The organism is uncultured Leptotrichia sp., from assembly GCF_938036635.1.
GTDB classification, from domain to species: Bacteria; Fusobacteriota; Fusobacteriia; order Fusobacteriales; family Leptotrichiaceae; genus Leptotrichia; species Leptotrichia hongkongensis.
Window position 1 is genome coordinate 1 of record NZ_CALHQO010000447.1, and the last position, 5,369, is coordinate 5,369.

At 31.0% G+C, this 5,369-nt stretch carries 6 protein-coding genes; 3 read left to right on the forward strand and 3 right to left on the reverse strand.

Annotated features, from left to right (window positions below; genetic code table 11):
• Positions 1 to 2,251 (reverse strand): peptidylprolyl isomerase PrsA (prsA, locus tag Q0370_RS08895; protein ID WP_299574807.1); only part of this gene is annotated, 2,251 nt, incomplete at its 3' end.
• Between the two features lie 180 nt (positions 2,252 to 2,431).
• Between prsA and Q0370_RS08900 the strand changes: the two genes are divergently transcribed.
• The 3 genes from Q0370_RS08900 (at position 2,432) to Q0370_RS08910 (ending at position 4,248) form a co-directional block, all read left to right on the forward strand.
• Entirely contained in the window at positions 2,432 to 3,139 is a 708-nt protein-coding gene (locus Q0370_RS08900; RefSeq protein WP_299574810.1) for a type 1 glutamine amidotransferase, read from the forward strand.
• Between the two features lie 122 nt (positions 3,140 to 3,261).
• On the forward strand, positions 3,262 to 3,915 hold the full coding sequence (locus tag Q0370_RS08905) for a 2'-5' RNA ligase family protein (protein WP_299574813.1): 654 nt from the start codon (positions 3,262 to 3,264) through the stop codon (positions 3,913 to 3,915).
• 15 nt (positions 3,916 to 3,930) lie between these two features.
• A complete protein-coding gene (locus Q0370_RS08910) occupies positions 3,931 to 4,248 on the forward strand; it encodes a thioredoxin family protein (protein ID WP_299574816.1) in 318 nt (105 codons plus the stop codon).
• Between the two features lie 48 nt (positions 4,249 to 4,296).
• Here the strand turns inward: Q0370_RS08910 and pflA are convergent, their stop codons facing one another.
• Both pflA and Q0370_RS08920 read right to left on the reverse strand, forming a co-directional pair.
• Entirely contained in the window at positions 4,297 to 5,031 is a 735-nt protein-coding gene (gene pflA, locus Q0370_RS08915) for a pyruvate formate-lyase-activating protein (protein ID WP_299574819.1), read from the reverse strand.
• A gap of 127 nt (positions 5,032 to 5,158) precedes the next feature.
• Positions 5,159 to 5,341: a hypothetical protein gene (locus Q0370_RS08920; protein ID WP_299574822.1), complete on the reverse strand. Its 183-nt coding sequence runs from the start codon at positions 5,339 to 5,341 to the stop codon at positions 5,159 to 5,161.
• Positions 5,342 to 5,369 lie beyond the last annotated feature (28 nt).

Consider the following 5,369-nt stretch of genomic DNA (forward strand, 5'->3'; position numbering starts at 1 on the left):
CGATGTATTGGGTGAAGATGTTTTGGAAGGCTTGATCTTTGACCTTGATATTAGCAGCTTGTAATTCTTTACCAATTACTCCTTGAACAAAGGCAGAATCATTTTGTTTTTGAGTCAAAATGATAGTCTTCAATTTTTCTTTGTAATCCTCTAAGTTAGAAGATTTTTCTGTCTTCTTCGTTACTTTAACGATGTAGAATTGATTGCTGTAGGCTTGTGTTCCAGTAGCCGTAATCACATCTGAAACACCGTTCACATCCAAGGCAAAGGCTGCTTTTTTGACTTGTTCTGGAAGTTCTGTAGAAGCAGAGTCAAAAGTGATTTCTCCACCATTTTCTTTTGTCTTATCATCGTTAGAATTGTCTTTTGCCAACTGAGCAAAATCTGCACCTTCTGCTTTCGCTTTTTCAAGCACTTCTTTCGCCTTGTCTTCATTATCCATACGGATGATTTGAGCTGTTACATCTGGTGTATAAGACTCAAAAGCCTTTTGGTAAGCCTCATCTGTCAATTCACTCTCTGCAGCTTTCTTAACTGCCAATTCAACCAATTTGCTAGTACGGATTTGAGCTTTACGAGTCTCAGGTGTCATACCTGCACGTTGAAGCACGCTGTTGTAGCTATCGCCGTATTTCTTTTGTTCTTCAGCAACGGCATCATCCACATCTTTATCCGTTACCTCTGATCCATATTGTTGTTCAAATACTTTTTGGATAGTCATATTGAGCAAGACTTGTTGTGCAGTTGGATTGTTCTTTACTTCTTCAAAAAACTGATGCTCTGTAATCACATCGCCCTTCATGCTGATCAAATCTTTTCCTTCAGAACTGTTTGAACAAGCTGCAAGTGTTGCTACTGATAAAAGTGTGATGGCTCCTGCCATAAGTTTTTTCTTCATGTTTACTCCTTTTACGGTAAGTGTTACTTTATCTATTTTACTATAATTTCTTAAATTTTTCTGAAAATCATTTTTCGCATCAAAGTTTTCAATTTTATTATTTTTACGAATTTCTTTCAAATATTCCTGACCTTTTTTATTAAAGCCTAAAATTCTTACATAATTCATTTCAAAATCCATCATTTTAGCTTTTATATTTAGTAAAATATTCAAAATAATCCGTTCTACACGTTTATTTGATAAATTTCTAGATTTTGAATTTTTCAAAAATTCTATATATTTTTGTGAAATCAACATTGTCCCAAATATTCTAGCATAAATTTCTTCAGTTATATCATATATTTCCATTATTTTTTCTTTTTTTTCTGTCAAAATCTTATATTTCACAATTTTAAAGATTTCTTCTTTTATTTTATCCCCACTAAATCTGTTATTTATCTTCCATTCCAAATTTTTAAAAATAATGTCAAATGATTTTTCTGGTAAAAATTTCTGAATCTCTTCTAGTTTCAAAAAGACTCTTTCTTCTGTTTTTACATTTTTCAAACTTTCTAAATCTATTTTTTCCCTAATATTTTGCTTTTTCTCAAAATTATAATTTTTTTTAACAATTTCTTTTGAATTTTCTACTCTTACATCTTTTAAAGAATTATATTTTTTTTCAGCAATAAAATTTTTCATTTTTTCAAAATCAAATTTTTCCTTAGAAAATTCATCCAAAATCTTCTCCAATTCATTTCTCAAAAACGAAGCACTAGCAAATTCTTCCCTATCCTTAGAAACTTTCTCTTCATTATATTCTGAAATTTCTCTTTTTATAATATGTGGTTTTATTTTAAGATTACTATTTTCTATTTCACGCATATATTCTAGAGCCAGAATATTATTTGACTTCACAATTCCATCTAGATTATATTCCTTTAATGCCAGTCTTTGAGAAGTGCTGTAACTATTACCTTTTTTCATATACTCCATAAGCTTGTCCTTATAATCCTGTTTTTTCTGCAGTTCAAGCACCTTTTGCAAAATCTCAACATTTTCCTCTTCCGCTCCAAAAACCTGAATATCTATCCCCAAATAATCCAAAATTTTTGTTGCCATTCTTGAAAAAATCTCAGCATTCTGAATCGAATAATAAAGTGGCAACTCCACAACCAAATCAACTCCGCATCCTAAGCTAACCTGTGTTTTCTCCCACTTATCCAAAAACGAAATTTCTCCCCGCTGAACAAAATCTCCGCTTATTACTACCACAACCAAGACATCTTCACCAAACATCTCTTTAATTTTTCTGATTTGATACAAATGTCCATTGTGAAATGGATTATATTCAGCTACAATTCCTATTTTCAACAATTTTCTCTCCTAAAAACTTTTCTCACATTACAAGTATTATACCATATATCAAGATGATTTTTATAAGTTTTTTCAATTTTATTATAAAATTTCTTTAAACTTATACTTCAAAATTCCTCTATTGAAATATCTTATGGAAAATTATATAATAAACTTAAAAACTAAAGGAGAACACCAATGAAAATACACTTTATATTACACGAAGCATTTGAAGCGCCAGGAGCTTATCTTGCTTGGGCAGCACTTTCTGGACACGATATTTCCACAACAAAAGTATATCAATATGAAAAGTTACCTGAAAATGCAGATTCATTTGATTTTTTAATTGTGATGGGCGGACCGCAGAGTCCTATTGGAGATAACAACGAATTTCCATATTTTGATGCAAAAGCTGAAATTGAATTAATCAGAAAAGCTGTAAAGGCAGATAAATTTGTAGTTGGAGTATGTCTTGGTGCTCAATTGCTAGGAGAAGCATTTGGTGGAAAAACAGAAAAAAGCCCTTTCCGTGAAATAGGAAATTTTCCAATTGAACTGACAAAAGATGGACTGGAAGATGACAACATAAAACATTTTGGAAAACAAGCTACTGTAGGGCATTGGCATAGCGATATGCCAGGATTAACAGATACTGCAAAAGTCTTGGCAGCAAGTAAAGGGTGCCCACGACAGATTATAAAATATAGCGAAAAACATTATGGCTTTCAATGCCATCTCGAATTTACCAAAGCTCTAACTGAATTGTTAATAGATTCAGATAAAACTCTTGAGCAGGATAGCCAAACTTTACCTTTTGTTCAATCTCCTCAAACTATACGTAACAATAACTACGATGAAATGAATAATCTTCTTTATGAATTTTTAGACAATCTTACAAAAAAATAAATAAAACGTATTGAAATCAGTCAAATTTAGACTAAAATATTGTTTAAATCTTGTTTTTAAAATATTTTAAGGTATAATTGTAGTAAAAGTAATTTGAAACAAAAAATTTAGGAGGTTTTATTATGAAAAAATTATTTTTTTCAATTTTTTTAATGTTTTGTATCAACGTTTTTTCCAATGTAAACTATAATGTTTTTGTAATTATGGATAACAATGCAACTAAAAATGTAGAAAACATTTCAAAAGGGCTTAAAGATTCAGGAATCGAAAGCCTTTATTCCAAAGGATATGCAGTCCATCTGACACTTTATCTTACAGAATACAAGCCTGAAGCACTAAAAACAATAAAGGATACTGTCAACAAAATTGCAAATCAGACAAAGCCTTTTGATATAGAGTTTTACAGATTAAGAAAAACTGGCGGAAACTGGTTTATGCTTGATGCTCAAAACAATGAAGCTATACAACAGCTTGCAGACGAAATAACAGTTAGCTTAAACAAATATCGTGCAAAGGATGCAAAAGTTCCTGACTGGGCAAAATCTATTCCTGAAAAAGTAAAATCCTTTAATTTGTACGGCTCTCCAAACGTATTTACAAGTTTTGATCCGCACATAACTTTACTTACTCCTGAAGATTCAGCAAAAATAGATGCATTTACTTCAAAATATGATTTTAAACCTTTTAAATCTAAAGTTATTGGTATCGGAATCGCCCAAGTTGACGATTTGGGACAAGCAAAAAATATAATTTATTCAGTAAAATTTAAAAAATAAAAAAGGAAAAATTATATGAAAAAACTTGAAAATTATGAACAAATACTGAATAAAATAAAAGAAGAAAAATATTTTTTATTATATGTTTCAATGAATAATTGCAGCATTTGTCAGATTGATATGCCAAAAGTTGAGAAAATTGTTAATGAAAAAAATTTTACTGCTTATTATATAGAAGCATCTGAAATTCCTGAAGCAGTCGGACAATTAAGCCTATTTTCAGCTCCAGTAGTTATTCTATTTTATGAAGGCAAGGAGATACATAGACAGGCTAAAATTATTGATTTTGAGGAATTAAATTATAGAATGGAACAAATATGTGAAAATAAATAAATTAAAAGGGAACTGATTTTAATAAAACTAGAACCAATTCCCTTAATTTTATTTATCCAATAATTTCAATCCATAAGATCTAAAAATTTCTTCAGCTTTTTCAACCAATTCTCTCGTTGGTGTTGGAGTATCTTTCAGTTTATATTCTTTCCCAACTTTTTCCCACTTATACTGCCCCATTTGGTGAAATGGCAAAACATCCACTCTTTCAACATTCTTTAACTGGGAAGTAAACTTTGCCCACTCATGCAAATCATTTTCATCATCAGAATACCCAGGAACTAACACATATCTTAACCAAGTCGGCTTATTAATTTCATTCAAATATTTTGCAAATTTTAGAGTATTTTCAAGCTCTACTCCAGTTAATATTTTATATCTTTCAGGATTTATCTGCTTAATATCAAGAAGTACCATATCTACAAGCTCCAACACTTTTTTTGCCTTTTCATTAAAAATATACCCGGATGTATCAAGTGCCGTTTGAATCCCATTTTCACGACAAAGCTTAAACAGCTCCATCAAAAATTCAGGCTGCATCAAAGGCTCACCACCAGATACAGTAACCCCTCCAGTCTTTATAAATCCCTTTACTTTTAAAATTTCATTCATAACTTCCTGAGCCGTCATAATCATCTTATTGTCCTTAATTTCCCAAGTATCCACATTATGACAGTACAGACATCTAAGAGGGCATCCTTGCAAGAACAGCACAAATCTAATTCCAGGCCCATCCTTAGTCCCAAATGATTCGAATGAATGTATGTACCCTTTTACTTCCATATTAGTTTTCTCTCTTTCTTTTTTATTCAATAAATTATTTGATAACTTAAACTTTATTTTATACTAAACCTCGTTTAAAAATGAGAATAAATTTTTATAACAGGGTTCTCCAATAGCTAATTCATAACTATTCAACTTTTTTCTTATGTTCGTAGGATTGCTCATTGCCGCAAAACCTTATCTTGCAGTAAAGGTTTATCCTGATAATCAAAATATTTGGCAAGATTGCTACGCAATAACCTATGGCTAGTCTACGACATTTTTCTACACTGACAAAAAACTCGCTATGCTCAAACAGTTTTGCCAGCACAGAAAAATGCTTTGACGGATTAGTTGCT